Origin of the sequence: Microbacterium sp. WCS2018Hpa-9, assembly GCF_031843745.1 — a bacterium.
GTDB lineage: Bacteria > Actinomycetota > Actinomycetes > Actinomycetales > Microbacteriaceae > Microbacterium.
Map to the genome: position 1 here is coordinate 122,861 of NZ_JAVTIY010000003.1, position 26,990 is coordinate 149,850.

General features: G+C 68.6%; 27 protein-coding genes. 12 read left to right on the plus strand and 15 right to left on the minus strand.

The window, feature by feature from the left end; genetic code table 11:
- Positions 1-61: 61 nt before the first annotated feature.
- Positions 62-1,117 carry a LacI family DNA-binding transcriptional regulator gene (locus RQG82_RS07255; protein WP_311258431.1) on the plus strand — a complete coding sequence of 352 codons (1,056 nt, stop codon included), beginning with the start codon at positions 62-64 and terminating at the stop codon, positions 1,115-1,117.
- Complete coding sequence (locus RQG82_RS07260; RefSeq protein ID WP_311258432.1) at positions 1,117-2,217, plus strand: glycerate kinase; 1,101 nt, start codon at positions 1,117-1,119, stop codon at positions 2,215-2,217. Before RQG82_RS07255 ends, RQG82_RS07260 begins: the two co-directional genes overlap by 1 nt.
- 545 nt (positions 2,218-2,762) lie before the next feature.
- Here RQG82_RS07260 and pgm read toward each other — a convergent pair.
- On the minus strand, positions 2,763-4,406 hold the full coding sequence (gene pgm, locus RQG82_RS07265) for a phosphoglucomutase (alpha-D-glucose-1,6-bisphosphate-dependent) (RefSeq protein WP_311258433.1): 1,644 nt from the start codon (positions 4,404-4,406) through the stop codon (positions 2,763-2,765).
- 62 nt (positions 4,407-4,468) lie between these two features.
- On the opposite strand from pgm, the gene pheA reads away from it, so the two are divergent.
- Entirely contained in the window at positions 4,469-5,419 is a 951-nt protein-coding gene (gene pheA / locus RQG82_RS07270; protein ID WP_311258434.1) for a prephenate dehydratase, read from the plus strand.
- Positions 5,420-5,620: 201 nt separating this feature from the next.
- Here pheA and RQG82_RS07275 read toward each other — a convergent pair whose 3' ends face one another.
- The 8 genes from RQG82_RS07275 to RQG82_RS07310 form a co-directional block, all read right to left on the minus strand.
- Positions 5,621-5,905: a DUF6457 domain-containing protein gene (locus RQG82_RS07275; protein WP_311258435.1), complete on the minus strand. Its 285-nt coding sequence runs from the start codon at positions 5,903-5,905 to the stop codon at positions 5,621-5,623.
- A 38-nt stretch (positions 5,906-5,943) separates the two neighbouring features.
- Positions 5,944-6,615, minus strand: coding sequence for a molybdenum cofactor guanylyltransferase (locus RQG82_RS07280; RefSeq protein ID WP_311258436.1), 672 nt, complete (start codon positions 6,613-6,615; stop codon positions 5,944-5,946).
- The gene (gene glp / locus RQG82_RS07285; protein WP_311258437.1) at positions 6,612-7,874 is read right to left on the minus strand and encodes a gephyrin-like molybdotransferase Glp; all 1,263 of its coding nucleotides are present in this window, start codon (positions 7,872-7,874) and stop codon (positions 6,612-6,614) included. Before glp ends, RQG82_RS07280 begins: the two co-directional genes overlap by 4 nt.
- 77 nt (positions 7,875-7,951) lie before the next feature.
- The gene (locus RQG82_RS07290) at positions 7,952-8,161 is read right to left on the minus strand and encodes a methyltransferase (RefSeq protein WP_311258438.1); all 210 of its coding nucleotides are present in this window, start codon (positions 8,159-8,161) and stop codon (positions 7,952-7,954) included.
- Between the two features lie 493 nt (positions 8,162-8,654).
- On the minus strand, positions 8,655-9,578 hold the full coding sequence (locus RQG82_RS07295; RefSeq protein ID WP_311258439.1) for a hypothetical protein: 924 nt from the start codon (positions 9,576-9,578) through the stop codon (positions 8,655-8,657).
- Positions 9,579-9,887: 309 nt separating this feature from the next.
- Entirely contained in the window at positions 9,888-10,928 is a 1,041-nt protein-coding gene (locus RQG82_RS07300; protein ID WP_311258440.1) for an LLM class flavin-dependent oxidoreductase, read from the minus strand.
- Between the two features lie 64 nt (positions 10,929-10,992).
- Positions 10,993-11,229 (minus strand): DUF2795 domain-containing protein, encoded by a 237-nt coding sequence (locus RQG82_RS07305; RefSeq protein ID WP_311258441.1) that lies wholly within the window; start codon positions 11,227-11,229, stop codon positions 10,993-10,995.
- 57 nt (positions 11,230-11,286) lie between these two features.
- Positions 11,287-11,709 carry an Hsp20/alpha crystallin family protein gene (locus tag RQG82_RS07310; RefSeq protein WP_056374219.1) on the minus strand — a complete coding sequence of 141 codons (423 nt, stop codon included), beginning with the start codon at positions 11,707-11,709 and terminating at the stop codon, positions 11,287-11,289.
- Between the two features lie 122 nt (positions 11,710-11,831).
- Here RQG82_RS07310 and RQG82_RS07315 point away from each other — a divergent pair, with 122 nt between their 5' ends.
- Both RQG82_RS07315 and RQG82_RS07320 read left to right on the plus strand, forming a co-directional pair.
- Positions 11,832-12,116 (plus strand): MerR family transcriptional regulator, encoded by a 285-nt coding sequence (locus tag RQG82_RS07315; protein ID WP_311258442.1) that lies wholly within the window; start codon positions 11,832-11,834, stop codon positions 12,114-12,116.
- Between the two features lie 69 nt (positions 12,117-12,185).
- Entirely contained in the window at positions 12,186-13,916 is a 1,731-nt protein-coding gene (locus tag RQG82_RS07320) for a cation:proton antiporter (protein ID WP_311258443.1), read from the plus strand.
- A gap of 59 nt (positions 13,917-13,975) precedes the next feature.
- Here the strand turns inward: RQG82_RS07320 and RQG82_RS07325 are convergent, their stop codons facing one another.
- Both RQG82_RS07325 and RQG82_RS07330 read right to left on the minus strand, forming a co-directional pair.
- Entirely contained in the window at positions 13,976-15,403 is a 1,428-nt protein-coding gene (locus tag RQG82_RS07325) for a dicarboxylate/amino acid:cation symporter (RefSeq protein WP_311258444.1), read from the minus strand.
- 147 nt (positions 15,404-15,550) lie between these two features.
- Entirely contained in the window at positions 15,551-15,889 is a 339-nt protein-coding gene (locus RQG82_RS07330) for a hypothetical protein (RefSeq protein WP_311258445.1), read from the minus strand.
- A 107-nt stretch (positions 15,890-15,996) separates the two neighbouring features.
- Here RQG82_RS07330 and RQG82_RS07335 point away from each other — a divergent pair, with 107 nt between their 5' ends.
- Complete coding sequence (locus RQG82_RS07335) at positions 15,997-16,359, plus strand: YbjQ family protein (protein ID WP_311258446.1); 363 nt, start codon at positions 15,997-15,999, stop codon at positions 16,357-16,359.
- Positions 16,360-16,362: 3 nt separating this feature from the next.
- Here RQG82_RS07335 and RQG82_RS07340 read toward each other — a convergent pair whose 3' ends face one another.
- Genes RQG82_RS07340 through RQG82_RS07350 form a run of 3 tightly spaced genes read right to left on the minus strand, consistent with a single transcriptional unit; the run spans position 16,363 to position 17,845 of the window.
- On the minus strand, positions 16,363-16,593 hold the full coding sequence (locus RQG82_RS07340) for a helix-turn-helix transcriptional regulator (protein WP_311258447.1): 231 nt from the start codon (positions 16,591-16,593) through the stop codon (positions 16,363-16,365).
- The gene (locus RQG82_RS07345) at positions 16,590-17,225 is read right to left on the minus strand and encodes a hypothetical protein (protein WP_311258448.1); all 636 of its coding nucleotides are present in this window, start codon (positions 17,223-17,225) and stop codon (positions 16,590-16,592) included. The genes RQG82_RS07340 and RQG82_RS07345 overlap by 4 nt, the downstream gene beginning before the upstream one ends.
- A complete protein-coding gene (locus RQG82_RS07350) occupies positions 17,225-17,845 on the minus strand; it encodes a DUF2975 domain-containing protein (protein WP_311258449.1) in 621 nt (206 codons plus the stop codon). Before RQG82_RS07350 ends, RQG82_RS07345 begins: the two co-directional genes overlap by 1 nt.
- Positions 17,846-18,072: 227 nt before the next feature.
- On the opposite strand from RQG82_RS07350, the gene RQG82_RS07355 reads away from it, so the two are divergent.
- From RQG82_RS07355 to RQG82_RS07370, 4 genes are all read left to right on the plus strand, one after another.
- Positions 18,073-20,598 carry an ATP-dependent Clp protease ATP-binding subunit gene (locus tag RQG82_RS07355; protein ID WP_311258450.1) on the plus strand — a complete coding sequence of 842 codons (2,526 nt, stop codon included), beginning with the start codon at positions 18,073-18,075 and terminating at the stop codon, positions 20,596-20,598.
- A gap of 288 nt (positions 20,599-20,886) precedes the next feature.
- Complete coding sequence (locus RQG82_RS07360) at positions 20,887-21,390, plus strand: amino-acid N-acetyltransferase (protein WP_311258451.1); 504 nt, start codon at positions 20,887-20,889, stop codon at positions 21,388-21,390.
- A gap of 9 nt (positions 21,391-21,399) precedes the next feature.
- Complete coding sequence (locus RQG82_RS07365) at positions 21,400-22,059, plus strand: hypothetical protein (protein WP_311258452.1); 660 nt, start codon at positions 21,400-21,402, stop codon at positions 22,057-22,059.
- A gap of 279 nt (positions 22,060-22,338) precedes the next feature.
- Complete coding sequence (locus RQG82_RS07370) at positions 22,339-22,749, plus strand: dehydrogenase (protein WP_311258453.1); 411 nt, start codon at positions 22,339-22,341, stop codon at positions 22,747-22,749.
- A gap of 581 nt (positions 22,750-23,330) precedes the next feature.
- On the opposite strand, the gene radA is transcribed toward RQG82_RS07370, so the two are convergent.
- A complete protein-coding gene (gene radA, locus RQG82_RS07375; protein ID WP_140038109.1) occupies positions 23,331-24,698 on the minus strand; it encodes a DNA repair protein RadA in 1,368 nt (455 codons plus the stop codon).
- A gap of 100 nt (positions 24,699-24,798) precedes the next feature.
- Between radA and RQG82_RS07380 the strand changes: the two genes are divergently transcribed.
- Positions 24,799-25,458, plus strand: a complete 660-nt coding sequence (locus RQG82_RS07380; protein WP_311258454.1) for a helix-turn-helix domain-containing protein — start codon at positions 24,799-24,801, stop codon at positions 25,456-25,458.
- Positions 25,459-25,567: 109 nt separating this feature from the next.
- Positions 25,568-26,983, plus strand: a complete 1,416-nt coding sequence (locus RQG82_RS07385) for a cytochrome ubiquinol oxidase subunit I (RefSeq protein WP_311258455.1) — start codon at positions 25,568-25,570, stop codon at positions 26,981-26,983.
- Positions 26,984-26,990: the final 7 nt, after the last annotated feature.

Consider the following 26,990-nt stretch of genomic DNA (forward strand, 5'->3'; position numbering starts at 1 on the left):
CTCGGGATGCCGTCGCCCACCGCTCCTCGGCGTCGCCCGCACCGCACAGTATGCTCAGGGCATGAGTCAGCAGGAAAGCCCTTCCCGCGTGCGTCAGCCGCGGCACTCGCGAGGTGCGGCCCCGACCCTGCACGACGTGGCCCGCGAGGCCGGGGTCTCGCTCGCCACAGCATCCCGCGTTCTCAACGGATCCGAGCGCAAGGTCGCCGAGTCCTTCCGCGAGCGCGTCGAGCAGGCGGCGGCCGAGCTGGGTTATACCGCGAACGCGTCTGCGCAGGCCACCGCTCGCGGCAGCTCGCCCGTGATCGCACTGCTCGTCGCTGACATCGCCGACCCCTACTTCGGACTCATCGCCGCCGGCGTCGCCCGCGGAGCCGACGAGCAGGGTCTCGTCGTCACTATCGCGATCACCGAGCGCGACCCGGCCCGGGAGGCACGCATCGTGCGAGCGCTGCGCGGACAGCGGCCCCAGGGCCTGATCCTCGCCGCGTCGCGCACGAACGAGCCGACCGACTCCGACACCTCGCGCGAGTTGGCCGAGTACGCCCGGTTCGGCGGGCAGGTGGTCACGTTCGGGGCCGGCAGCGCAGAGAACCGCCACGTCGAGATCGACAACCGCGCCGGTGCCGAGGCGCTGGGCCGCCGCATGGCGTCGCTCGGCTATCGCTCGGCGATCGCGATCGGCGCGGCCGAGGGAGTGCTCACCTCAGACGAGCGTCTCGCCGGGTTCCGCGCAGGTTTCGAATCAGGCGGAGGCTCGATCGATCGGCTGATCCGCGGCGATTTCCGCAGGGAATCGGGTGTGCAGGCGATGTCGGCGGCGGTCGCCGACGGCGTCGAGCCGGGCACTCTCGTGTTCGGCATGAGCGATGTCGTCGCGATCGGAGCCATGTCGGCGATCCGCGACGCAGGTCGCGAGATCGGATCCGACATCGCTGTCTGCGGTTTCGACGATGTGCCGTCGTCGAGCGACGTCACCCCGGCGCTCACCACGGTGCGAGTGCCGCTGAGCGAGGTCGGCTACCAGGCCTTCCGCGCGACGGTCGACGCCGACTGGCAGCAGGCGGCGCTGCTGCTCGAGGTCATCGTGCGGTCGAGCACCCCCGGTATCTCCTGATGACCAGGGTCGTGCTGGCACCCGACAGCTTCAAGGGCACGATCACGGCGGCGGATGCTGCGGCATCCCTCGCCGAAGGCTGGTCGTCGGTCGACCCGACCGCGACGTTCGTGCACCGCCCGATGGCCGACGGAGGCGAAGGCACCGTCGCCGCGTTCGCCGCGGCCGTGCCGGGGGCACGGCGCATGCCGGTGGTCGTCGACGGGCCTGCGGGCGTGCCGCTGGAGACCAGCTGGCTGCTGCTGCCCGTATCGGCGGGTTCCCCGGGCGGCACCGGCGTCGTCGACCTCGCCTCGACCTCGGGCATCGAACTGCTCGACGACCTGCGCCCGTGGGACGCCGACACGACCGGCTTCGGCCAGGCGATCGCCGCGGCCCTCGACCGCGGCGTCACACGACTGGTGGTCGGCATCGGATCGAGCGCGTCGACCGACGGCGGCACCGGGATGCTGTCAGCGCTCGGCGCGCGATTCCTCGATGCATCCGGTGAGCCGGTCGCCCGCGGTGCGCGCGGACTCGCCGACATCGCATCCGTCGACCTGAGCGCCCTGCGCACCGCGCCTCAGGTGCGCGTGCTCACCGACGTCACCAACCCGCTCGTCGGCCCTAGGGGTGCCGCAGCTGTGTTCGGGCCGCAGAAGGGTCTCGACGCCTCCGAGCTCTCACAGGTGGATGCCGGGCTCGCCCAGCTCGCCGACTTGCTCGACCTCGACCCCGCACTGCCCGGCACCGGAGCCGCCGGAGGCACGGGTGGTGCGCTCGTCGTCTGGGGAGCGACGCTCGCTCCCGGAGCCGCCGAGGTGGCAGAGCTCATCGGACTCGCGAACGCGATCGCCGACGCCGACGTCGTCATCACGGGAGAGGGCTCGTACGACGGTCAGTCCGGCGACGGCAAGGTGCCCTCGTTCATCGCGGGCCTCGCGGCATCCACCGGCGCCACTGCGCTGCTCGCGGCCGGGCGCATCACCGCGGACTCCGATGTGGCGCTGTTCGCGGCATCCGCATCTCTCACCGACATCGCCGGATCGTCGGATGCTGCCCTCGCCGACCCCGCCCGCTGGCTGCGCGAGGCCGGCGCGGCGCTCGCCCGGTCGGCCTGACCGGTCGCTGTCTGCCGCATCTGCCCCATCTGCCCCATCCGCTCTCGGGGCGGCCCTCGTGCAGCATCCGATCGCGCTCGTCTGCGGCATCCGCTCTTCGGGGCGGCCCTCGCGCAGCATCCGATCGCGCTGCGGTGGTCAAAACCGCATCCGAACCGCGGTGTCCGGTGGTTCTTTGACCACGCACGTCCGTGCAACCCCGGATGGCGCGCAGTCACGGTCTGCGGTGGTCGAAACCGCATCCGAAATCGCTGGTTCGGGTGCGCTTCTGACCCCGCATCCGCGCCGGGTGTGTGTTTCGACCCGGCCTGCGTATCGCGTCCGCCAGGTGGGGTCAGTTTCGTATCGGGGATGCCAGGCGGGGTCAGTTTCGCATCGGGGATGCCAGGCGGGGTCAGTTTCGCATCGGGATCGGCCGTTTCGGGTGCGAAAGTGACCCCGCCTGCGCCTGCGCCTGCGCCTGCGCCTGCGCCTGCTCCCGGATGCACTTCTGCCCCCGCACGCGCGACGTGCGGGGGCAGAAGACAGACGGAAAGGTGGCCGGGTCAGCCGCCGAGGGCGGCCGACACCACGGCACGAGCCTCGGCCTGCACCTCGGCGAGGTGCTCGGGTCCGCGCAGGCTCTCGGCGTACAGCTTGTAGACGTCTTCTGTGCCCGAGGGCCGGGCCGCGAACCAGGCGTGCTCGGTCTGCACCTTGAGGCCGCCGATCGCCGCGCCGTTGCCCGGGGCGTGCGAGAGCTTGGCGGTGATCTCCTCGCCGGCCAGGGACGTCGCCGAGACGGCATCCGGGGCCAGCTTGCCGAGTGTCGCCTTCTGCGCGGGCGTCGCCGGGGCGTCGACGCGCTGGTACGCCGACGAGCCGAAGGCCTGCTCGAGCTCTGCGTATCGCTCCGACGGCGTCTTGCCGGTCACGGCGATGATCTCGGCCGCGAGCAGGCACAGCAGGATGCCGTCCTTGTCGGTCGACCAGACCGTGCCGTCCTTGCGCAGGAACGATGCTCCGGCCGACTCCTCGCCGCCGAAGGCCACCGAGCCGTCGAGCAGCCCTGGCACGAACCACTTGAAGCCGACGGGCACCTCGAGCAGGCGGCGTCCGAGCGACTCGGCGACGCGGTCGATGATCATCGACGACACGAGCGTCTTGCCGATCGCGGCGTCGCGCGGCCACTCGGCGCGGTGCGAGAACAGGTAGTCGATCGCGACCGCGAGGTAGTGGTTCGGGTTCATCAGCCCTGCATCCGGGGTGACGATGCCGTGTCGGTCGGCATCCGCATCGTTGCCGGTGAGGACGTCGTAGTCGCCCTTCTTGGCGACGAGCGAGGCCATCGCCGAGGGGGATGACGGATCCATGCGGATCTTCTCGTCCCAGTCGAGCGTCATGAAGCGCCACGTCGGGTCGACCTCAGGATTCACGACGGTCAGGTCGAGGTCGTAGACCTCCTTGATGAGCGCCCAGTATTCGACGGACGCCCCACCGAGCGGGTCGGCCCCGATGCGCACACCGGCGGTGCGGATCGCGTCGATGTCGATGATGGTCGCCAGGTCGCGAACGTAGGCATCGCGGAAGTCGTAGCCCGGAAGCGAATCCCAGTCGACGTCGGCGAAACGCTCGCGCTTGACCTCGACCAGGCCACCGGCGATCAGCTCGTTGGCGCGGTCGGCGATCCAGCCGGTCGCGTCGGTGTCTGCCGGTCCGCCGTGCGGCGGGTTGTACTTGAAGCCGCCGTCGCGCGGCGGGTTGTGCGACGGGGTGACGACGATGCCGTCGGCGCGGCCGGCGGCATCCGGTGCGAGGTCGCGGTTGAAGGTGAGGATCGCGTGGCTGAGCGCCGGGGTCGGCACCCACGCGTCGCGCGAGTCGACGCGGAGGTCGACGCCGTTCGCGACCAGCACCTCGATGGCGCTGCGCTCGGCAGGCAGCGACAGGGCGTGCGTGTCACGACCGAGGAAGAGAGGGCCGGTGATGCCCTGCGCCGCGCGGTAGTCGACGATCGCCTGGGTCGTGGCCAGGATGTGGTTCTCGTTGAAGCTCTTGGTGAGCGATGACCCGCGATGACCGCTCGTCCCGAACGCGACCCGCTCGGCGGCGACGCCGGGATCGGGAATGCGATCGTAGTAAGCGGCGATCAGCTCGTCGACATCGATCAGATCGGATTCTTCGGCTGGTAGGCCGGCACGGCTCGTCATGCAGACAGTCTGCCCCCATCTCGGCATCCGCGCATCTTCTGGGCGCCCACCGGTGCCCTAAGGTGAAACGCGTGACTGAACGCCGCACCTACAGCTATCTCGGCCCCGCCGGAACATTCACCGAAGCGGCGCTCGAACAGGTCGCCGAAGCGCGAGGCCAGGACTGGCGGGCCGTGCACAACGTCGGCGAGGCTTTCGCGGACGTGCTCGAGGGCCGCAGCGACGCGGCCATGATCGCGATCGAGAACTCGATCGAGGGCGGCGTCTCGACCACGCAGGATGCTCTGGCCACGCTGCCCGGCCTGCGGATCATCGGCGAATACCTGGTGCCGGTGAACTTCGTGCTCGTGGCACCCCGAGGCACGACCCTGGCGGACGTGCAGGTGATCGCGGCCCACCCTGTCGCCTACGCGCAGTGCCACGGCTGGCTCGGAGCGAACGTGCCCTCGCACTCGCACGTTCCCGCGGCGAGCAACGTCGCCTCGGCGATCGGCGTGCTCGACGGATCCCTGCCCGCGCAGGCGGCCATCGCCGCCCCCGGCATCGTGAAGCACCTCGACGTCGACGTGCTCGCTTCCGACATCGGCGACAACGCGCAGGCAGTGACCCGCTTCGTGCTCGTCACCCGCACCACCTCTGCACCGGCCCCGACCGGCGCAGACAAGACCTCGCTGATCGTCGAGCTGCCGCACGATCACCCCGGATCCCTGCTCGAGATGCTCGAGCAGTTCTCGACCCGCGGCATCAATCTGTCGCTCATCGAGTCGCGTCCGATCGGCGACGAGCTCGGTCGCTACCGGTTCGTGATCGACGCCGACGGTCACATCGAGCACGAGCGCATGGCCGACGCCCTGCTCGGCATCCGTCGCTTCAGCCCGCGCGTGGTCTTCCTCGGGTCGTACCCCCGGGCCGACCGGCAGATCGTGCAGTACCCCGACCGCTACTCCGACGACGTGTTCGTCGAGGCACGCGACTGGCTGCGCGGCATCCTCTCGGGCGAACCCGAAGACTGAGACCGGCTCCGGGGTCAGACCGCGCTCAGCTGCACCAGCGCCCGTTCGAACTCGGGCATCGCCGAGTGCGGATCGACCCGGTCGTGGTGAGCGGAGTCGCGATCTCGGCATCGGGATGATGGGGCATCGCGACCACGATGGGGAGCACCTTCCGTGCGACCATGTCTCGATCACATCGGGGAGGTCGGCGATGAGGGAACTTCAGGAATCGTCGTCATCGGCGCGCCAGGATGCCGCCAGTGCGGTGATCGTGGCGACCGCCGTGGCGGTGTCTTCGCGGCTGCCGCCGGCGCGCCCTGCGGCGAGGCCGGCGAGATAGGCGCTGAGCGGCGCGGCAGGGCGGGCGACGCCATGCGCGACGTCGCGGGCCAGATCGAGGAGCAGGGCGATGTCGACCGACTCGTGGTCGATCTCGAGGGCCGCGCACGCGGCGGAGGTCCAGTCGTCGAGGGCCTCGACCGGAAGATGCTGCGGCTTGTCGGTCATGTCGTCTCCTCGTCTGGTGCGCTGTCGCGCCGGGGCTTCTATGCCGTTGCGGTGTCTGCGCGGTTGCGGGTGGGTGCCGTCGCCGTGGCGCGGGCTCGTTCGAGATCGTCCCACGTGTCGACGTCCGTCGCCAGGTCTCCCGCCGGCAGGGCGTTGATGGCGAGGCCCGAGAGCAGCGAGCGGATGGAGGCGTCTCGGCCGCCGTCGGGGAGGGCTCCGACAGCTCTGCGCAGCGCGTCGGTGCGATAGAGCCCGATCAGCCACTGCATCCGTCCGGAGTCGTCGGTCAAGCAGATGCCGTCTTCGCCCACGGCGAGGTGCGGATGCCGGCGCAGCAGCGCGACCGCCCCTTCGGCGTTCGGCAGATCGGCCGCCAGTACGAACACGTCAGCGCTCTCGGTGCTTGCGAGCCCGGCAGCGATGCCGGCGACCGGGCCGCCGAACTCGGGGGTCTCGCGGGTCCAGACGACCTCGCCGTGCACGGGTGCACGCGGACCCACGATGATGATGGGGTCGCAGCCTCTGACGGCCGCGACCGCCCGATCGAGCAGCGTGCGACCGCCGATCTCGAGCAGGGGCTTGGCGGCGCCGTCGAGTCGAGAGCCCCGCCCGCCCGCGAGGATGATCGCTGCGGGGGCTGCGGGGGCTGCGGGGGCTGCGGGCGCTGCGGGTGCTGCGGGTGCTGCGTTGGACTCGCATGCCGTGGTCATGAGAGCAGCATCACGTCGACGAGGTCGCCGCTGCCCACCGCCGATACCTCGGCGGGCACCACGACGTAGGCATCCGCTCTGGCGAGTCCTGCGGCGAGGTGCGCCCCGGACGACCCGTCGGCGGCTGCCGGGCGCACCGACCACGCGGCGGGGTCGGATCGGTCGAGAGTCACCGGCACATACTGCTGGCGCCCTGCCGGGCTGCGCCACCCGGCAGCGGTCGCGAGACGCAGCATCGGGCGGTGCACCGATTCGCGCCCCTGGAGTGCCAGCAGCGCCGGGCGCACGAAGGCCTCGAACGATGTGGCGACGCTGGCGGGGTTGCCTGGGAGGCCGAAGATCATGGCGTCGTCGATGCGTCCGAAGGCCTGGGGCCTGCCCGGTTGCATGGCGACCGCCACGAACTCGATGCGATCGCGCAGCACGTTCTTGACGACCTCGTGGGCACCGGCGCTGACTCCGCCGGACGTCACGACGACATCGGCACGGCCGGCGTGCAGCGCACGGTCGAGGAGGGCGGTGAAAGCGGCATCCTCGTCGGTCACCGTGTCGACCGAGATGACGTCGGCGCCTGCCTCAACGCACATCGACGCGAGCAGCACCGAGTTCGACTCGGGGATCTGCCCGCGAGCGAGGTCTGTGCTGGGGGCAGCGAGCTCGGTGCCCGTCGAGATCACGGCGACCCGAGGGCGACGACGCACGTGCACGGTGTCGATGCCGGTGGCCGCGATGGCCGTCAGCTGCAGCGGCCCGAGCACGGCGCCTGCCGGTGCGACGAGCGCACCGGCGCGCAGTTCCTCTCCACGGCGGCGGATGTGGGCGCCCTCGCGGAGCGGAGCCGTGGTCACGATGGTCGGGGCGTCCCAGGCCTGCAGCCCGTCACGCGTGTGCTCGAAGGGCACGACGGCGGTCGCCGTGCGCGGCACAGGAGCACCGGTCATGATCCGCGCGGCCAGCCCCGTACGCAGCTCGGGCTCGTCGGCCGACCCTGCGGGCAGGTCGGCGATGATGCGGAGTTCTGCAGGGTGCTCGGCGGTGGCAGCCTCGACGTCGGCGAAGATGACGGCGTATCCGTCCATCGCGGAGTTGTCGAACATCGGAACATCGACCCGGGCGTGCACGGCGGCGGCGAGGGTGCGACCGGCTGCCTGTGCGATCAGCACCGGCTCTGCGTCGAGAGGTCGCGCGGCGGCCAGCACCTTCGCCTGCTGCTCCTCGACCGTCAGCATGGTGGGAGCGAGGGGCGAGGCAGTGCGCATGAAGTCAGCGTACGACGGTCGCGGGGATGCCCCGCGACCGCGTCGCCCCCTCTGCCCCTTGTTTCCCCGCTCTAGAGTCAGTGCTCGCGGAACATCGGCCAGCCGCTGCCTGGCAGCATGTGCGAATGCAACGCGCCCTTGGCCGATTCCAGGCTCGGGTACGTGCCTGTCGCGGCATCCGCCCCGGCCATGACGACCGTGTATCCCTCATCATCGTGTCGGATGCTGCCGACGACTCCATTCGTGCCGTACGCCACCCAGAGGGCCAGGGTCTTGGTCGTGCTCATCATCGAACCCCTTCCGTTGCTGGTGACGCTACGCCCAGGCGCACCGGAATACCACCCCTTGTCGCAGTGCTCGTACGAGGCGCAGGGCGCCGTTGCGAGGCGCAGGGCGCCGTTGCGAGGCGCAGGGCGTGCGCCGTTGCCGGGTCACTTTCGAATCGCAAGATCGGGCGGGGTCACTTTCGCATCCCAAGATCGGGCGGGGTCATTTTCGCATCCCAAAGAGGCGATTCAGGTGCGAAAGTGACCCCGCTCGCGGTCTGGGTGCGAAAGTGACCCCGTCTGGAAGCGTTGAGGAAGGGTCGGGATCGGCAGGTTCTGGGCCCACCGTGAGTGCTATCGGCATTCGTGAGCGGGGTCACTTTCGCATCCCAAAGAAGCGATTCAGGTGCGAAAGTGACCCCGCTCGCGGGCTGGGGTGCGAAAGTGACCCCGCTCGCGGGCCTGGGGCCCGGGGCCCGGAGGTGGGACGGGAGAGGCGCAGTGAGGGGAACAATCAGCGGCGGGATGATCTCGCCCGACGGATGCGGTCGAGCAGCGGTCCTGGGTCGCCCGCCAGGTCGAGCTGGGTCACGCGGATGACGATCCATCCGAGGTCTTCGAGCTCGCGTTGTCGCTGGATGTCGCGCCGCCACTGATCGCGGCTCGTGCGGTGGCCGTCGCCCTCGTACTCGATCGTGATCTTGAGGTCGGGGTAGGCCATGTCGCACCGCGCGATGAGAAGGCCGTTCTCATAGACCTCGTGCTGCACGACGGGTTCAGGCAGACCCGCTGCCACGATGAGCAGCCTCGTCTCGGTCTCCTTGGGCGATTCCACTCCTTCGCGCGCACGGGACAGCGCGTCCCGCACTCGGCGAGAGCCCGGAAAGCGGCCCCACACCTGCAGACGCTCCTCGATGTCGGTCGCGGTGAGAGGCGGACGCCCCGCACGCAGCCCCGGATAGTTGTCTGCCGCGCTGATCATGGCGTCGAGTGCGATGACCACCTCATCCTCGGTCAGCGCCGCGGCGCACATGAACAGAGCCGCGATCGGATCGATGATCGGGATTCCGCCGATCCGCCAGGGATGGGCGCGTCCCTCTGCCAGGCGTCGACCGGCGACGCCGCTGCGCCGGACGCGCGAAGAACCCGTCGCCACGACAACGACGATCGGCGCATGGACGCTCCAGACGCCGGGATGCGGATACCCCCACACCCTCATCGCCGCCTCGCCGCCGATGAGCTGACCACGCTGCAGGCGGGGCGCCAGGGCGGCGACTCGATCGAGCGGCGTCTCCGCAGCCGTGACCGAGCGCACCCCGCGGAAAGGGCGGTCGAGATCGCGTGCGGAGACGCGGCCCCGACCTATGCCCGCAGCCGCGGCCTGCTGCACGGTGAAGTGGCGGCCGAGTTCGTCGGGCAGAAGTATCCGATGGCGCATCCGATCAGGTTTGCTGATCGGATGCCCCGTTCACGTCCGGTGATCGCGCGGATGTCGAGGGATGTGGAGAAGTCGCGCCTGTGGACAGCATCCGCTACCGAGTGAACAGGCGCGATCCTCCGGTGCGATGCGGGGTCACTTCTGCATCTGGCGCCGCGATGCGGGGTCACTTCTGCATCTCCAAGCGGCTTTTCGGGTGCGAAAGTGACCCCGCACGGGCGCGGCGGGCGCGGCGGGCGCGACGGGGGCGACGGGCGCGACGGGGGCGACGGGGGGGACGGGCGCGCGGCGGCGCCGCGAAGCGCGCTCCTACAGTGCGGCGGCGATGAGCTCGAGCGTCTGTGCGCGGCCGGCGGCGGAGTCGCGCGGTTCGGACTCGTAGGCCCCGGCGACGGGCGAGAGCATGACCTCGTCGACGCCGTACTTCGTCGCGAACTCGCGCACCTCTGCGGCGACGGACTCACCCGTGCCGACGAACCACCGCGAGCGTGCGGCCTCCACGACCTGGTCGGTCGCGGCATCCGACTCCGCCGCGAGCGCCTCTTCGACGGTCTCGAGCGCGATGAGCGGCTTGTTCAGCCGCAGGCGCGACATCATGCGCAGCTGCGGCAGGGCACGGGCCTCGGCCTCCTCCTGGGTCGGCGAGGCGACGACGTTGACCGTGAGGAAGGTCCGTGGCTCGGGGTGCTCTTCGCTCGGCTGATAGCCCGTGCGGTACAGGTCGAGCGCTCGTTCGAGGCCCTGGCCCGAGAAGTGGTTCGCGAACACGTACGGAAGACCATGGGATGCGGCGAGCTGGGCCGAGTAGTCGCTCGATCCGAGCAGCCAGACCTCGGGGCTTCCGGTCGCGGCGGGCGTCGCGTGCACCGTGTACTCGCCACCCGACGTGAAGCGCACGGTGGCGCCCTCACCCGAGACGAGCGCGGCGATGTCCTGCACGTTGCGGGGGAACTGCTCGACGTCGCTCGTGGTGCCCGATCCACGCAGCAGCTGGGTGATGACCGGGTCGCTGCCGGGGGCGCGGCCGAGGCCGAGGTCGATGCGTCCGGGCGCGATGGCCTCGAGAGCGGCGAACTGTTCGGCGACGATGAGCGGTGCATGGTTCGGCAGCATGACGCCGCCTGACCCCAGCCGGATCTTCGTCGTGCGCATCGCGGCGGCGGCGATCAGCACCGGGGGAGTGGTGGATGCCACGGCCGGCATGTTGTGGTGCTCGGCGAACCAGTAGCGGCGGTAGCCGAGGCGGTCGGCGGCGGCGGCGAGGTCGAGGGAGGAGGAGATCGCCTCGGCACTGGTCTGGCCGGTGCGAACCGGGACGAGGTCGAGGACGGAGAGCGCGGTGGAAGTCATCCCCGAATGCAACGGCGGGGGCGGGCGGGGAATTCCCGCCCGCCCCATCGTCGCTGGTGGGTCGTCACGCTGCGGCGAGGGCGGAGGATGCCGACGGCGAGAACTCCTCGGCCAGAGCGTGTCGCGCGACGTGGTAGCGGATGTGCCAGGCCGCGCTGAAGCTCTGCTCGGGAAGCTGAGCGAGCACCGCTCGATCGTCGGGGCCGAGACCGTCACGGGCTGCTTCGCGCAACAGGTCGTCGCGCGTCGCCGGGTACTCCATCCCGCGCAGGAAGCGGTCGAGTGCAGCGGAGTTGTGCATGGGTCGTCCTTTCCAGAGGAGGAAGCGGGGGCCGGGTGCGCCCCGGCCCCCGTGCTGTCAGGCAGCGATCGACTGTCGGTTGTCGCTCGACTCGACCTCGATCTTGCGCGGCTTCGCCCGCTCGCTGACCGGGATGATCACCGAGAGCACGCCGCTCTCGTACGAGGCGCTGATCGCGTCGAGGTCCACGCCGTCGCCGAGCGAGAACTGACGCAGGAACGAGCCTGCTCCGCGCTCGCGTGCCAGCCAGCGGACGCCCTCGCGACCGTCGGCCGTGCGCTGCGCGCGGATCGTGAGCTGGCCGCCGTCGAGGTCGACGTCGATGGAGCCCGGATCGATGCCGGGGAGGTCGGCGTGCAGGACGTACCTGTCGCCGTCGCGGTAGAGGTCCACCGGCATGAGACGCGGTGCGCGGACGGAGTCCAGCACGCTCGCAGCGAAGCGGTCGAGCTGACTGAACGGATCGAAGGACATGGCCATGGGTGTCTCCTTTCGTGTGGCCCGGATGGGCGATGTGGATGCAGATTATCTGCATCTGTTTCTATAGATTTGTTATAGAACAACTTCAGATAGAATGCAAGTGCCACGAGAGGGAGGTGCGGATGACTGATCGTGATCCGAGCATGCCTGTGTACGGCATCGCCGTGGCCTCCCAGCTCAGCGGCGTCCCCGAAGCGAGCCTGCGGCTCTTCGAGGCGAAGGGCCTGGTCACGCCTGCGCGCAGCGACGGGGGCACGCGCCGGTACAGCGACGACGATCTCGCCCGCATCCGTCGGGTCACGGGCCTGCGTGTGGAGGGCATCAACATCGTCGGCATCCGACGAGTCCTCGATCTGGAGGACGAGAACGCGGGACTCCGCGACGAACTCGCGGACGATCGTCCCTGACCCAGTCGGAACCGCCCGACCCCGTCGGAACCGCCCGGCGGCGACGCGGCAGGGCAGTACTTTAGGGGCATGGATGCCGAGATCTTCTACGTGCTCGTCGGTGCTGTGGTCGTGGCGGCGATCGCCCGATGGCGCGGGTGGCCGGCTCCGCTGCTCGTCACGGTGGTCGCGCTCGCGGCATCCTTCCTGCCGTTCGTGCCCGAGGTCGAGATCGACGGGCACCTGCTGCTGAACCTCGTGCTGCCGCCGCTGCTGTACTCGGCGGCGCTCGACGTGTCGTTCGTCGGCTTCAAGCGCAGCCTGCCCCAGATCCGTCGACTCGGCGTCACCCTCGTGCTGCTCACCGCAGTCGCGGTCGGGCTCGTGGCGTGGTGGATCCTGCCCTCGCTGACCCTGCCGGGCGCACTGCTGCTGGGGGCGATCGTGGCGCCACCCGACGCGGTCTCGGCCGCGGCGATCGGCCGCAAGCTCGGTCTTCCTCGCCGCATCATGACGGTGCTGTCGGGCGAGAGCCTGATCAACGACGCGACCTCGCTGACGCTCTACCGCGTGTTCGCCGCGATCATCGCGGGCGCCACCGTCGGCATCATCGACGGCATCGGGCAGTTCCTGCTCGCGGTCGGCGTGGGCGTGGCGGTCGGTCTCGTCTTCGGCATCGTGCTGCATCAGCTGCGCATGCGCATCAGCGATGCGGTCGTGATCGGCACCTTCGGTCTGCTCGCCCCGTTCGGGGCATATGCGATCGCCGAGCACCTGCTCGGCTCGGGCGTGCTCGCGGTCGTCGCGATGGGCCTGTACGTCGGATACAACTCGCCGCGCACCGACTACACGACCCGTCAGCAGGAGGCGCCGCTGTGGTTGTCGGCCGACCTGCTGCTCGAGAGCTTCGTCTTCGCGTACATCGGTCTGCAGTTCCCGCGGGTGCTCAGCGACCTCGGCGGCGAAGAGGTCGGTCGCATCCTGATGCTGTCGGGGGTCGTGCTTCTGGTCGTGTTGATCGTGCGGCCCCTCTACGTGTACCCGGCGAACGGGTGGGCGAACTTCCAAGACCGCAAGCGGCTCGAACGCTGGGATCGAACGGTCGAATCCGGAGCATTCGACGAGCGCCGCCGTGACTCGAAACGCTGGAAGCAGTACAGCGCCGAAGAGCTGCGCTCCAAGATCGTGCGCGACCGCATGGCGGGACTGCAGCTGACCTGGAAGGACAACGCCGTCATCTCGTGGGCGGGCATGCGCGGCGTGGTGACGCTGGCGACCGCGCTCGCCGCGGCTGACCTCGCTGCTCTCGACACCGAGCCGTCGCACGCGATCGTCGTCGTCGCCTACGTCGTCACTGTCGGCACACTGCTGCTGCAGGGCCTGACTCTGCCGTTACTGATCCGCGGTCTCGGCATCGCCAGTGACGTCGATGACGAAGACGACGAGCGCGCGATCGCCGAGGTCAAGGCCAAGAGCCGCGAGGCAGGCAAGGCGTTCCTGGCCGAGAAGCGCGGCGAGTGGGTCGACAAGTACGGCAGCGTCGACATCGGCGTCTTCGACGCGTTCACGAAGCGGATGACCAGGGTCGAGCAGGCGGCAGACGAGGCGCAGGAGGCTGAGGAAGCGGTGACGCGACCCTCGTACGAAGACCTCGCAGCGCTCACCCGCGGATGGCTGCAGGTGCGCCGCGACATCCTGCTCGCGGAGCGCGACGCCGGCAATCTCGACGAGGAGGTCATGCGCGAGCTGATGGCCGCGATGGATGCCGAGGAGCTCGCCCTCGACACCCGCGCCGCCACGCGTCTGCAGGGTCGCGCGTAGCAGGAGACAGACGAGCGCCCCGCCCCGGTGAGGGGCGAGGCGCTCGACGAGACGGCGGGTCAGCGGGTGCCGACCGGCTCCTTCTCGGATGCTGCGGCATCCGCCTCGGGTGCCTCGTCGTCGTCCGAGTCGTCGGCGAACGGCAGGCCCTCGCGCGGGGCGTTGTAGAGCTCCTCGTCGAGGATGCCCTCGCGCTTGGCGACGATGGTCGGCACGAGCGCCTGACCCGCGACGTTGACCGCGGTGCGGCCCATGTCGAGGATCGGGTCGATCGCGAGCAGCAGTCCGACGCCCTCGAGCGGCAGGCCCAGGGTCGACAGCGTGAGCGTGAGCATGACGGTCGCGCCGGTGGTGCCGGCCGTGGCGGCCGAGCCGACGACCGAGACGACGACGATCAGCAGGTACTGGACGATGTTCAGCTCGATGCCGAAGAACTGCGCGACGAAGATCGCGGCGATGGCAGGGTAGATCGCGGCGCAGCCGTCCATCTTCGTGGTCGCACCGAACGGCACGGCGAACGAGGCGTACGAGCGGGGCACGCCGAGGTTGCGCTCGGTCACGCGCTCGGTGAGGGGCAGCGTGCCGATCGACGAGCGGCTGACGAACGCCAGCTGCACGGCCGGCCACACACCCGAGAAGTACTGCTTGATCGAGAGGCCGTTCGTCTTCACCAGGATCGGGTAGACGACGAACAGCACGAGAGCGAGGCCGACGTAGACGGCGATCGCGAACCAGCCCAGCGACGCCAGCTTCTCCCAGCCGTACTTGACGACCGCGGCGCCGATGAGGCCGAAGGTGCCGAGCGGGGCGATGCGGATGATCCACCACAGCACGCGCTGGATGACCTTGAGCAGTGACTCGGTGAAGGCGAGGAACGGCTCGGCCTTCTTGCCCGCCTTGAGCGCCGCGATGCCCACGGCGACCGCGATCACGATGACCTGCAGGATGTTGAAGTTGACGCTCGACGAGAACGTGCCATCGGTGGCGCCGGGGTTGGTGCTGACGCTGAGCCCGAGGAAGTTCTGCGGGATCAGACCCAGCAGGAAGTTCCACCACGTGCCGACCGTGTACGGTTCGCCGGGCTCGAGACCCTCGCCCGCGCGGTTGCCCGGCTGGATGACCAGGCCGAGCGTGATGCCGATGATCACGGCGATAAACGCCGTGATCGCGAACCACAGCAGGGTCTGGCCCGCGAGACGAGCGGCGTTCTGCACGCGGCGCAGGTTCGAGATGCTGGCGACGATCGCGGTGAAGATCAGCGGCACGACGGCCGCGCGCAGCAGCGTGACGTACGAGCTGCCGATCGTGTCGAGGGTGGCGGACAGGCCGTTGGGGCTGTCGGCGGTGGCGCCCAGCTGGCGGGCGATCAGGCCGGCGGCGATGCCGAGGACGAGGGCCGCGAGGATCTGGAAGCCGAACGACGTCAGCAGCTTCCGGACGGGACCGCGAGTGTCGGGCGCCTTCGTGGGGCGGGCGGTGGTGCTCATGGGATCGGGGACTCCAGAATCGGTGCGCGCCGTGTGCGCGCTATAACGCTCAACGCTATGAGGGCGAGCGAATTCCGAGGCCGACATGACGAAGGATGACGGATGCCGCGGCATCCGTCATCCTTCGGTCATGCGGACCGGTGCGGGTCAGGCCGCGCACTTCTCCAGGTTGTCGGTCAGGATCTTCGTGGTCAGAGCCTTGTCGTCTTCGCTCGACTGCTTGTCCTCGCCGTTCGCGATGTAGGTGAGGGTCTCGTTGCTCAGATCGGAGTCGACGAGCGCCTCGGCGAAGCAGGTCGCGACGTCGTCCGTCACGGCATCGCCGAGGCCCTGGTCCTCGTAGACCCTCTGGATGCCGTCGGCGACATCTTCGACAGCGGGGCGCGACGTGCCACCGCAGGCGGCGAGCGAGAAGGCCAGTGCTGCGATGGGGAGTGCCATGAGGATGCGGGAGGGTGTGCGCAGGTTCCGGTCGTTGAGCGTCATGTCCCCGACGCTATCGACCCACAGCAAACCCATAGAGGGGGTTGCGCCGGGCAGGGTGTTCGTGATGCAGCCTGGTCGCGTTCGCGGGGTTCTGACACGATGGCCTCATGTTCATGGTGACGACGAACGACATCCCCGGCTACCGCATCACCCAGGTGCTGGGGGAGGTCATGGGCCTGACAGTGCGGTCGACCGACTTCGGGCAGGGTTTCGCCGCCGGGTTCCGCTCGCTCGGCGGTGGCGAGATCCCCGAGTACACGCAGGTCATGTACGAGGCGCGCCAGGTCGTGATGGGCCGCATGTGGGCCGAGGCGCAGCAGCGCGGCGGCAACGCGATCGTCGCGATGCGCTTCGACGCCGGGTCGATCCAGAACTTCACCGAGATCTGCGCTTACGGCACCGCCGTGGTCGTCGAACCTCTCGCACCGGTCGCGCAGCCGCCGCAGGCGCCGCAGCCGCCGCAGGGCTGACGGCTAGGCGAGCACCAGTAGGTCGCCGACCTCGCATCCGAGTGCGTCGCAGATCGCGCGCAGCGTCGAGTACCTGATCGCCCGCGCTCTGTCGTTCTTCAGCACCGACAGGTTGACGATGCTGACGCCGACGCGTGCGCTCAGCTCGGTCAGCGTCATGCCGCGCTCCGCGAGCAGCTCGTCGAGACGGCAGTGGATGCCGGTGAACTCGTCGTCGTTCTCCGCCGGGCTCATACGAGACCCCTCGTGTCGTCCTCGAGCACTGCCTTCTCGCGCTGCAGGCGGATGCCCTGACGGAACGCGGCCGCGATGAGGCCCACCGCGACGCCCGTCGCGAAGATCGGGACGATCGACCAGAACTCGATCGGATGCACCGGTTCGCCAGAGCCGAGGCCCACCGCGGCAGACACCCCGTTCAGTCCCAGTTTCTCGAGCAGCACGATGAACATCGGAGCGAGCACGAGGGTCCAGCCGATCGCGTCGAAGGCCCGTGCGTTGCTCCGCACGAAGAAGCGTCCGCGGAGGAAGTTCCAGGCGACGAGCATCACGCCGACGATGACGATCAGCGGGGCGACCGCCCAGAGCGCGAGTGAGCCGATGATCGCTGCGGTCGAGGCGGCATCCACTCCGGTGGCGAACACCATCGCCTGCTGAGCGATCCCCTCGACCGACGCGGCTCCTGAGCCGACGGTCGCGTCGATCGGCTGCTCGTCGATGGGGATGGACCACGCGATGCCCTGATCTCGGAACGTTCCGAGCACGCGCAGGACGGTGCTGATCGCCGTCACCAGCAGGGCGGCCGCACCGAAGAGGATCACGGTGATCGCATCGGCGGTCTGGGAGCGTGTCGCGGTGGTAATGCTCATCAGACGAGCCCGTCGGTGTCGCGCTGCAGGCGATCGCCGATCACGAACACCGTGCTGATGAGCGCGAAGACGAACGCCGCGAGGACGAACATGAAGGGCTCGACGCTGATCACGGCGTTGCTGACGCCATTGTCGGTGATCCGCGCCACCGTCGCGTTCGCGAGCATGTTGTCGAAGAAGCGCACAGCCGCGAAGCCGACGAGTCCGGCGATGCCGGCAGTCGCGACGAGAGCGGTGTTGCGGCGGCTGAACACGCGGTCGGTCAGCACACTTCGTGCCAGCAAAATCAGGCATCCGATCACGATGACGATCGTGAGGATCTGCGCCACTTGGCCGATGATGCCCGGCACCGCGGCGATCGCCGGCAGCTCCGGCGCGGTGATCACGGCGCTGTCGACACCGACGGGGATGCTGGTGCCGGTGCTCAGCGGCAGGTCGACCGGTGTCTTCGAGCTGATGAACTCGACCAGCACCGGCACGTCGACGCCGCGGGCGAGCTCGATGATCCGGAGGATCGAGAACACGGTGATGTAGGCGGCGATCAGGGCTCCTGCGATGCAGAAGCCGATCAGGGCCCCGCGGTCGCCTCGGGAGATCGGGCGGTTCTTCGTCGACGTCATCATCCACTCCTTATCGAGAGTCGTTATTACCGATAATCGTTAACATAACGACAGTCGATAACAAGGTCAACCCCCGCCCCTGCGAAGCGCCGTCACTGGCCGTCACGGCGCTATGCCGACGGCGAACACGGGCATACAGCATCCGCACGGTGGTTACTCTCGATGTACAGGCGCGGAGACCCGTCGAGGACTCAGCGCTTCGCCCCGTGCGAATAAGGAGTCACAGCATGTTCGAGAGATTCACGGACCGAGCCCGTCGAGTGGTCGTCCTCGCCCAAGAAGAGGCGAAGATGCTCAACCACAACTACATCGGCACAGAGCACATCCTGCTCGGCCTCATCCACGAGGGTGAGGGTGTCGCAGCCAAGGCGCTCGAGAGCCTCGGTATCTCCCTTGACGCCGTCCGCGAGCAGGTGCAGGACATCATCGGTCAGGGCCAGCAGCAGCCCACCGGTCACATCCCGTTCACGCCGCGCGCCAAGAAGGTGCTCGAGCTCAGCCTCCGCGAGGCTCTGCAGCTCGGCCACAACTACATCGGAACCGAGCACATCCTGCTCGGCCTCATCCGCGAGGGCGAGGGTGTCGCAGCCCAGGTGCTCGTCAAGCTCGGCGCCGACCTCAACAAGGTCCGCCAGCAGGTCATCCAGCTTCTGTCGGGTGCTCCCGGACGCGAGCCGGCAGCCGTCGGCGCGCAGTCGAACGACACCCCGAGCGCCCAGGGCGGCTCGCAGGTGCTCGACCAGTTCGGTCGCAACCTGACCCAGGCCGCGCGCGACAACAAGCTCGACCCGGTCATCGGGCGCGAGAAGGAGATCGAGCGGGTCATGCAGATCCTGTCTCGCCGCTCCAAGAACAACCCCGTGCTGATCGGTGAGCCCGGCGTCGGCAAGACCGCAGTCGTCGAGGGCCTCGCCCAGGCGATCGTCAAGGGCGATGTGCCCGAGACGCTCAAGGACAAGCAGCTCTACTCGCTCGACCTCGGCTCGCTCATCGCCGGTTCCCGCTACCGCGGTGACTTCGAAGAGCGTCTCAAGAAGGTCACCAAGGAGATCCGCACGCGCGGCGACATCATCGTCTTCATCGACGAGATCCACACCCTCGTGGGTGCGGGTGCCGCCGAGGGCGCGATCGACGCGGCCAGCATCCTCAAGCCGCTGCTCGCTCGTGGTGAGCTCCAGACGATCGGCGCGACCACGCTCGACGAGTACCGCAAGCACTTCGAGAAGGACGCCGCTCTCGAGCGCCGCTTCCAGTCGATCCAGGTGAACGAGCCGAGCCTCCCTCACACGATCAACATCCTCAAGGGACTCCGCGACCGGTACGAGGCGCACCACAAGGTGCAGATCACCGACGGCGCGATCGTCGCGGCATCGAACCTCGCCGACCGCTACGTCTCCGACCGGTTCCTGCCCGACAAGGCGATCGACCTGATCGATGAGGCCGGCGCACGCCTGCGCCTCAGCATCCTGTCGAGCCCGCCCGAGCTGCGCGAGTTCGACGAGAAGATCGCCAAGGTCCGCGAGCAGAAAGAGGTCGCATCCGAAGACCAGGACTTCGAGAAGGCCGCGTCGCTGCGCGATGAGGAGAAGAGCCTCCTCGCCGAGCGCCTGCGCCTCGAGAAGCAGTGGCGTTCGGGTGACGTCGCGACCCAGGCGGTCGTCGACGAGGGCCTGATCGCCGAGGTGCTCGCACAGGCCACCGGCATCCCGGTCTTCAAGCTGACGGAAGAGGAGTCCTCGCGACTCGTCTTCATGGAGAAGGCGCTGCACCAGCGCGTCATCGGTCAGGAAGAGGCCATCGCGGCGCTCTCCAAGACGATCCGTCGTCAGCGCGCCGGACTCAAGGACCCGAAGCGTCCCTCCGGTTCGTTCATCTTCGCCGGCCCCACCGGTGTCGGAAAGACCGAGCTCGCCAAGGCGCTCGCCGAGTTCCTGTTCGATGACGAAGCTGCTCTCATCTCGCTCGACATGAGCGAGTTCGGTGAGAAGCACACCGTCTCGCGTCTGTTCGGTGCCCCTCCCGGATTCGTCGGATTCGAAGAGGGCGGGCAGCTCACCGAGAAGGTGCGCCGCAAGCCGTTCAGCGTGGTGCTGTTCGACGAGATCGAGAAGGCCCACCCGGACATCTTCAACTCGCTGCTGCAGATCCTCGAAGAGGGTCGTCTGACCGATGGTCAGGGCCGCGTGATCGACTTCAAGAACACCGTCATCATCATGACCACCAACCTCGGTGCTCGTGACATCGCCGGTGGTCCGGTCGGATTCCAGATCGAGGGCGTCAACTCGACGAACTACGAGCGGATGAAGGGCAAGGTCAACGAGGAGCTCAAGCGCAACTTCAAGCCCGAGTTCCTGAACCGCGTCGACGACATCATCGTGTTCCCGCAGCTGTCGAAGAGCGAGCTCGTGCAGATCGTCGATCTGTTCACGAAGCGCCTCGGAGAGCGTCTGCTCGACCGCGACATGACGATCGAGCTCTCGCAGTCGGCCAAGGAGCGTCTCATCGAGATCGGGTTCGACCCGGCACTCGGTGCCCGCCCCCTGCGTCGCGCGATGCAGCACGAGGTCGAGGACCGTCTGTCCGAGAAGATCCTGCACGGCGAGCTCAACCCGGGCGACCACGTGAAGGTCGACTCGAAGGACGGCGAGTTCCTCTTCGAGCACGGCCCCCGTGGCGAGAAGGTCGCGGTCGGCGTCAACACCGGCGGAGCGATCTCCGGCACCCCCGACCTGGCGGTCGCCAGCGGGGAGTGACCTGATCGCAGAAGGGGCGGATGCTGCGGCATCCGCCCCTTCTGCGTGTCTGCTGCCGTTCGGAACCGTGCTTCTCCTCGGTCTTTCGTCGCCGTCTGCTCGGCCGTGTCGGGCACAGCTTCGGAGACCGGGTGGGACGCGCCGGTCTTGGCGCCGCCTCCTCGGTGTGTCGGCCCAGGACTCCGAAGCTGTGCCCGGAGCTGACGGGCTCGGGCTGGGATCGTCCAGCACTCCGGCATTCCGGGTCCGCTCAGGGTCTCGGCAGGTCGCGGGTTCTAGGCTTGACGTGTGAGCGAGTACATCGTCCGGCCGGCGCGCAGCACCGACATCATCGGCATCCGCAACCTTCTGCAGCCGATGGTCGAGCAGCGCATCCTCCTCGGCAAAGACCTGGCCGTGCTCTATGGCGCGGTGCAGGAGTTCGTCGTGGCCGAGGCCGACGGCGAGCTGATCGGATGCGGTGCTCTGCACGTGTTCTGGGAGGACCTCGGCGAGGTGCGCACCCTCATGGTCCGCGCAGACTGGCTGCACCATGGCGTGGGCGGCGCGATCGTGGGCGCGCTCGAGGACCACGCGCGCGAACTCGGCCTCAGCCGACTGTTCTGCCTGACCTTCGAAGTCGATTTCTTCGGTCGGCGCGGCTATTCGATCATCGGAGAACAGGTCGTCGACCCCGACGTGTACTCCCAGCTGCTGCGCAGCGGCGACGCGGGTGTCGAGGAGTTCCTCGATCTCGCTCACGTCAAGCCGAACACGCTCGGCAACACCAGGATGCTGAAGCGCCTCAACTAACCTGAACTAATGCCTCGTCACTCCGCCGCCGTATATCGTCGCCGGAGATTGGTGACCCTCGTCGCGGTGATCCTGTTGGTCGCGGTCGTCGGCGTCGCGGTGTGGCTGCTCGTGGCACGCCCGTGGGCGAATGCTGCCGAGGCGACGCCGTCGCCGAGTGCGTCGGCGTCTGAATCGTCTTCGCCTGATCCGACCGCGGGCGAGTCTCCTGCGGCCGAGTCACCCGCGCCCGAATCGTCGGCCGAGGAGACTCCCGGAATCGTCGCGTGCGAGGCCAAGGATGTCGAGGTGGCTGCTGTCACCGATGCCGATACGTACGATCCCGGGGTCATGCCGCAGCTGTCGATCTCGCTGACGAACCGGGGTTCCACCGACTGTGCGATCGACGTGGGGTCGACGACCCAGAGGCTCACGGTGTCGAGCGGATCCGACGTCTGGTGGACGTCGACCGACTGCCAGGAGAATCCGAGCAGCATGGTCGCCACGCTCACCGCTGGCGCGACCGTGACGAGCAAGGTTCCGGTGGTCTGGGATCGCACCCGGTCGAGCGTCGAGACCTGCGCCGACGAGAATCGTCCGCGCGCACCCGGCGGCGGGTCGTCGTACCACGTCGCTGTCGAAATCGGCGGCTTCAAGGGCACCACGACGAAGCAGATCCTGCTGTATTGACCTCGAAACTGGCCAAACGTCTCGAATACAGTCCTGCACTCAGTTTCGGGTGACACTGCTCATTCTTTGGGATACCATTAGGGTGACCCTCGCAGACTTGCGGCGCATGCCATCCCCAGTGGCGTCGAGCACAGCGTCCCCAGCGCTTCGACATGCCGCCCGAGGGTCCGAGGGCCCTCTCGAGTACCCCAGTCCCCAATGGATGACTCGAGAGGGCCCCTTTCCATCTCGACTCCCGTTTCGGGGCGTGCATCGGCATCCGCTGAATATGCTGGATGCATGGCAGCGAAGAAGTCGAAATCGTCGAAGAGCACACCCGCACCCGAGGATTTCCGGTCGGACGCCCTCGCTCAGGCGCTGGAGAAGCAGGACATCGCTGCGGTTGCTCTGGCTCTGCGCCATGGCACCACGGTCGTGCCGCTCGTGAAGCCCGGTGCGCGCGACAACCCGCTCGACAGCGGAGAGGTCTGGACCTATCGCGACCCGAAGTCGGGCGATCTGGCGTTGCTGCTGTTCAGCGATGCCAAGAACAAGCCGGCGAATCTGCCCCCGGGGGTGGGGATCTACACCGCCGACTGGCTGCGCAAGTTCCTCGCCGCGCACCCGATCACGACCGTCTTCCTCGACATCGCAGGTCCGCATCCGATGCAGGCCTCGCCCGACGAGCTGCTCAAGGCGCTCGACGCCTGACCCCACCTCGTCGGCTTCTGGCGGACGCCGACTCTGCCGAGGCTTCGACGGACGCGGGTTCTGTCGAGGCTTGACGGACGCGGGTTCTGTCGAGGCTTGACGGACGCGGGTTCTGCCGAGGCTTGACGGACGCGGGTTCTGCCGAGGCTTGACGGACGCGGGTTCGCCGCGCGATGCGGGGTCACTTTCGCATCTGCGGTCTGGGCGGGGTCACTTTCGCATCCCAATCGCCCGATTCGGGTGTGAAAGTGGCCCCGTCTGGGGAGTCGGGTGCGAAAGTGGCCCCGTCTGGGGTGGCGGGTGTGAAAGTGGCCCCGTTTGGGGTGGCGGGTGTGAAAGTGGCCCCGTCAGGGGTGCAGTGCAAAGTGCCCCCGCCTGGGGCGGTGCGAAAGTGGCCCCACCTGAGGTGGCGGGTGCGAAAGCGACCCCGTCTGGGGTGTGCGGGTGCGAAGGTGGCCCCGTTTGGGGTGTGCGGTGCGAATGTGGCCCCGCCCAGACCGTGTGCAGTGCGAAAGTGACCCCGCCTGGGGTGCGGGGCGGCAGTAGACCGTTCTGAGTGGCCGTCGGTCCTCTCGCCCGGGTCAGAACGGCGGGATGTCTGCTTCGCTGCGCCGGGTGGTGTTGCGCGCCCGAACGTCGTTCAATGCTGCGCGCAGAGTCTTCGAGCGGTCGTCGACCACCTGGTCGTAGCCGAGCCGCGCGGCCTCTGACCGGCGCTGCGCCGATTGGGTCACCGGGCGGATCTCGCCCGCCAGACTGAGCTCGCCGACGGCGGCGACGGTTCGCGGCACGGAGATCTGCTGGATGGACCCCGCCACGGCGATCGCGATCGCCAGGTCGGCGGCCGGTTCGGTGAAGCGCACACCGCCGACGGTCGAGACGTAGACATCGAGATTGCTGGTCTTGATGTGCGCCCGTCGCTCGAGGATCGCGAGCACCATCGCCACACGCGAGGAGTCGAGTCCGTGCACGACGCGACGGGGATTCGGCGCCGTCGTGTTGATCGTGAGCGCCTGCACCTCGACGGGCAGCGCCCTGCGGCCTTCGAGCGAGATGGCGACGCATGTGCCCGGCTCGGTCGCGCCCTGCGAGAGGAACAGGCCAGAGGGGTCGGGGACCTCGGAGATGCCCGCACCGGTCATCTCGAAGCATCCGACCTCGTCGGTCGGCCCGAACCGGTTCTTCAACGCTCGGATGAAGCGCAGCGATGTCTGTCGGTCGCCCTCGAAGTGGCAGACGACATCGACCAGGTGCTCGAGCACGCGGGGACCCGCGACCGTGCCGTCTTTCGTGACGTGGCCGACGAGGATGACCGGCAGTCCGCGGTCTTTCGCCACCCGGATGAGGGTCGCCGCCACCTCGCGCACCTGACTCGGCTGACCGGCCGCGCCGTCGATGAGCGATGACGAGACCGTCTGCACCGAGTCGACGATGACCAGCTGGGGCGCCACCTCGTCGATGTGGCCGAGGATCGTCGCGAGATCGGTCTCGCTCGCGAGGTACAGCTCGTCGTGCAGGGCGCCGGTGCGCTCTGCACGCAGGCGCACCTGGGCGGGAGACTCCTCGGCGCTCGCATAGAGCACACGACGCCCCGATCGGGCCGCCTGAGCCGCGACCTCGAGCAGCAGCGTCGACTTGCCGACACCCGGTTCGCCGCTGAGCAGGATCGCCGCACCGGGCACGATGCCGCCGCCGAGCACGCGGTCGAACTCGCCCACCCCGCTGGTGCGACGAGGAGCGTCTTCGGTGGTGATCTGCGTGATCGGACGAGCGGCCTTCGCCGCAGTCGGCGCGAGCGGGGTGATGCGGCTCAGGATGCCGGTCTGCGCACCCTGCTCTTGCACCGTGCCCCACTGCTGGCACTCGGCGCACCGACCCACCCACTTGGCCGTCGTCCACCCGCATTCGGTGCAGACGTACGCGGGAGGGGCAGGTTTTCGGGTGGCCATGCAGCCAGGCTATCGCCGGGATCAGACATCCCTATCGGTTCGGGCATTATTCACGGCCCAACCCCTCGATGTCGCCCAGCCGCCACGGAATACTGGAGTCATGGCCAACGGCGGGCCCGTCTGCGGGCCGATCTCGACCTTCTCGCGAGTGCGGATTCTGCACGCGCTGTTCGAGGGCGGCTCGGGGCAGAACGACACCGCGCCGGCGCGCGGGGAGCTCACGATCGACGCACTCTGCGACGCCACGGGACTGCACCCCAACACGGTGCGAGAGCACCTGCAGCGCCTGATCGAGGGTGGCTACGTCATCCAGGCCAGCGAGCACCGCACCACCCGCGGTCGCCCGCGCACGCTGTACAGCGCCGTCACGGGCGCGGCGGATGCCTCCAGTCCCATCGCCCGCAACAAGGCGAAGGCGGCCGCCGTCCGCGGTGACCTGCTGCGTCGCGTGCATCCTGCGTCGGCATCCGCTCTGGGTCGCGACGCCACCTACCAGCTGGATGCGCTGATCGAACACTTGGAGGAGAGCGGCTTCGAGCCCGTCGTCGATGACGAGCAGCTCACCGTCGATCTCAGCCCGTGCCCGCACGCCGCGGGTCGCGCAGAAGACCGTCCGATGCTGTGCTCAGTGCACCTCGGCCTCATGCAGGGGGTGCTCACCGAAGCCGGTGGGCCGCTCGCTGCCGAGGCCGTGCGCACCTCCGCCCTTCCGGCGGATTGCACCGTGCAGCTGCGCCTGACGGAGATGACCGCCGCCTAGGCGAGCATCTGTCTTATTCACGGTCGGCGGCCCATCGGGGGCGGCGGATCCGTCGTTAGCGTGGCACCCGGCGCACAGAAGAACAAGGGCACGGAAGAAGGAGTGGCTCATGGAATGGCTAGACCCGCTGGTCCTGTCTCGATGGCAGTTCGGTCTGACGACCGTCTACCACTACCTGTTCGTGCCGCTGACGATCGGCATGGCGCTCGTCGCCGCGATCTTCCAGACCGCGTGGGTGCGCACCGGCAAGGTGCAGTACCTGCACCTCACGCGCTTCTTCGGCAAGATCTTCCTGATCAACTTCGCCATGGGCGTGGTCACGGGCATCGTGCAGGAGTTCCAGTTCGGCATGAACTGGTCGGACTACTCCCGCTTCGTCGGTGACGTCTTCGGCGCTCCGCTGGCCTTCGAGGGCCTTCTCGCGTTCTTCTTCGAGGCGACGTTCATCGGCCTGTGGATCTTCGGCTGGGACAAGCTCCCGCAGAAGCTGCACCTCGCGACCATCTGGTGCGTCTCTATCGGCAGCATCCTCTCGGCGTACTTCATCATCGCCGCGAACGCCTTCATGCAGAACCCGGTCGGCTACGTCTTCAACCCCGAGACCAACCGCGCCGAGCTCACCGACTTCTGGGCGCTGCTGACGAACCCCGTCGCGCTCGCCGCCTTCCCGCACACGATCTTCGGTGCGCTGATGTTCGCCGCCGGCGTCGTGATCTCGGTCTCGGCCTGGCACCTGGCACGCGGCCAGCACTTCGACACCATGCGCATCTCGCTGAAGTTCGGGCTGTGGGCGATGATCGTGTCGACCGCCGGCGTCGTGCTCACCGGTGACCAGCTGGGCCTCGCGATGTACGCCGCGCAGCCCATGAAGATGGCCGCCGCCGAAGCGACGTTCAACACGGTGTGCGGGCCCGATGCCTCGTTCAGCCTGTTCACCCTCGGCACCCCCGACGGCAGCTCCGAGCTGTTCTCGATCCGCGTGCCCTACCTGCTGTCACTGCTGTCGACGCACACGTTCGACGCCTGCGTGCACGGCATCAACGACCTCAACGCCGAGTACGCCACGACCTTCGCCGACACCGGCCTCACCGAGTTCGCCCCGATCCTCTGGGTCACGTACTGGGCGTTCCGCTGGATGATCGGCCTCGGCATGGCCGCAGCCCTCGTCGCCGTGGTCGGTCTCTGGGTCACTCGCAAGGGCGCCAAGAACCCGCCGGCGCCGTGGATGTGGAAGCTCGCGATCTGGTCGTTCCCGCTCGCCCTCGTCGCCAACATCATGGGCTGGGTCTTCACCGAGATGGGCAGACAGCCCTGGATCGTGTTCGGTCTGATGACCACGCAAGACGGCGTCTCGCCAGGCGTCAGCGGACTCGAGGTGCTCATCTCGCTGATCGCGTTCACCGCTATCTACGCCGCGCTCGCCGTGGTCGAGATCCGCCTCATCATCAAGGCGGCCCAGAAGGGCCCCGACACCGAAGAGCAGCCCCACGAGGAGACGGCCCAGCTGCCGTCGGTCGTGTACTGAGAAAGGG

What these genes read in the sequence shown, in the direction of transcription:
- RQG82_RS07255 (WP_311258431.1), top strand. Translation starts at nt 62, where the DNA reads ATGAGTCAGCAGGAAAGCCCTTCCCGCGTGCGTCAGCCGCGGCACTCG.
- RQG82_RS07260 (WP_311258432.1), top strand. Translation starts at nt 1,117, where the DNA reads ATGACCAGGGTCGTGCTGGCACCCGACAGCTTCAAGGGCACGATCACG.
- pgm (WP_311258433.1), bottom strand. Translation starts at nt 4,406, where the DNA reads ATGACGAGCCGTGCCGGCCTACCAGCCGAAGAATCCGATCTGATCGAT.
- RQG82_RS07275 (WP_311258435.1), bottom strand. Translation starts at nt 5,905, where the DNA reads ATGACCGACAAGCCGCAGCATCTTCCGGTCGAGGCCCTCGACGACTGG.
- RQG82_RS07280 (WP_311258436.1), bottom strand. Translation starts at nt 6,615, where the DNA reads ATGACCACGGCATGCGAGTCCAACGCAGCACCCGCAGCACCCGCAGCG.
- glp (WP_311258437.1), bottom strand. Translation starts at nt 7,874, where the DNA reads ATGCGCACTGCCTCGCCCCTCGCTCCCACCATGCTGACGGTCGAGGAG.
- RQG82_RS07290 (WP_311258438.1), bottom strand. Translation starts at nt 8,161, where the DNA reads ATGAGCACGACCAAGACCCTGGCCCTCTGGGTGGCGTACGGCACGAAT.
- RQG82_RS07295 (WP_311258439.1), bottom strand. Translation starts at nt 9,578, where the DNA reads ATGCGCCATCGGATACTTCTGCCCGACGAACTCGGCCGCCACTTCACC.
- RQG82_RS07300 (WP_311258440.1), bottom strand. Translation starts at nt 10,928, where the DNA reads ATGACTTCCACCGCGCTCTCCGTCCTCGACCTCGTCCCGGTTCGCACC.
- RQG82_RS07305 (WP_311258441.1), bottom strand. Translation starts at nt 11,229, where the DNA reads ATGCACAACTCCGCTGCACTCGACCGCTTCCTGCGCGGGATGGAGTAC.
- RQG82_RS07310 (WP_056374219.1), bottom strand. Translation starts at nt 11,709, where the DNA reads ATGGCCATGTCCTTCGATCCGTTCAGTCAGCTCGACCGCTTCGCTGCG.
- RQG82_RS07315 (WP_311258442.1), top strand. Translation starts at nt 11,832, where the DNA reads ATGACTGATCGTGATCCGAGCATGCCTGTGTACGGCATCGCCGTGGCC.
- RQG82_RS07320 (WP_311258443.1), top strand. Translation starts at nt 12,186, where the DNA reads ATGGATGCCGAGATCTTCTACGTGCTCGTCGGTGCTGTGGTCGTGGCG.
- RQG82_RS07325 (WP_311258444.1), bottom strand. Translation starts at nt 15,403, where the DNA reads ATGAGCACCACCGCCCGCCCCACGAAGGCGCCCGACACTCGCGGTCCC.
- RQG82_RS07330 (WP_311258445.1), bottom strand. Translation starts at nt 15,889, where the DNA reads ATGACGCTCAACGACCGGAACCTGCGCACACCCTCCCGCATCCTCATG.
- RQG82_RS07335 (WP_311258446.1), top strand. Translation starts at nt 15,997, where the DNA reads ATGTTCATGGTGACGACGAACGACATCCCCGGCTACCGCATCACCCAG.
- RQG82_RS07340 (WP_311258447.1), bottom strand. Translation starts at nt 16,593, where the DNA reads ATGAGCCCGGCGGAGAACGACGACGAGTTCACCGGCATCCACTGCCGT.
- RQG82_RS07345 (WP_311258448.1), bottom strand. Translation starts at nt 17,225, where the DNA reads ATGAGCATTACCACCGCGACACGCTCCCAGACCGCCGATGCGATCACC.
- RQG82_RS07350 (WP_311258449.1), bottom strand. Translation starts at nt 17,845, where the DNA reads ATGACGTCGACGAAGAACCGCCCGATCTCCCGAGGCGACCGCGGGGCC.
- RQG82_RS07355 (WP_311258450.1), top strand. Translation starts at nt 18,073, where the DNA reads ATGTTCGAGAGATTCACGGACCGAGCCCGTCGAGTGGTCGTCCTCGCC.
- RQG82_RS07365 (WP_311258452.1), top strand. Translation starts at nt 21,400, where the DNA reads ATGCCTCGTCACTCCGCCGCCGTATATCGTCGCCGGAGATTGGTGACC.
- RQG82_RS07370 (WP_311258453.1), top strand. Translation starts at nt 22,339, where the DNA reads ATGGCAGCGAAGAAGTCGAAATCGTCGAAGAGCACACCCGCACCCGAG.
- radA (WP_140038109.1), bottom strand. Translation starts at nt 24,698, where the DNA reads ATGGCCACCCGAAAACCTGCCCCTCCCGCGTACGTCTGCACCGAATGC.
- RQG82_RS07380 (WP_311258454.1), top strand. Translation starts at nt 24,799, where the DNA reads ATGGCCAACGGCGGGCCCGTCTGCGGGCCGATCTCGACCTTCTCGCGA.
- RQG82_RS07385 (WP_311258455.1), top strand. Translation starts at nt 25,568, where the DNA reads ATGGAATGGCTAGACCCGCTGGTCCTGTCTCGATGGCAGTTCGGTCTG.